This is a genomic window from Acinetobacter sp. ANC_7635 (genome assembly GCF_056779945.1).
Map to the genome: position 1 here is coordinate 1 of NZ_JBWYIS010000040.1, position 338 is coordinate 338.

The 338-nt window shown below is 45.3% G+C and carries 1 protein-coding gene; it reads left to right on the forward strand.

Going from position 1 to position 338, the window contains the following annotated elements; all coding sequences use genetic code 11:
- Positions 1-242, forward strand: a 242-nt coding sequence (locus AC1M89_RS14785; RefSeq protein WP_481614398.1) for an alpha/beta fold hydrolase, incomplete at its 5' end; no start/stop codon positions are given.
- Positions 243-338: the final 96 nt, after the last annotated feature.

Here is a 338-nt window from a genome sequence, read left to right on the forward strand (position 1 = left end):
GTTATGCAAGCTGCTGTGAAGCTTTGGCTAAGGCGGATGTGCGTGAACAACTCAAACAGATTTCGATTCCTGTATTGATTATTGCAGGTCAGCAAGACCCTGTGACCACTGTGGCAGATGGTCAGTTTATGCAAGCCGCGATTACGGGTAGTCAACTTGTTGAGATTAATGCTTCGCACATTTCTAATGTTGAACAACCACAGGCGTTTAACCGAGCTGTGGCTGAATTTATTCAGGCTTAAGTTTAGAACAACTCAAACCTGAACTCAGGAAACATCACTTGTCACGGGTGACTCATCTTGACGCTTTGCCAGATTGCTCCACCAGTCTGGCTTTTT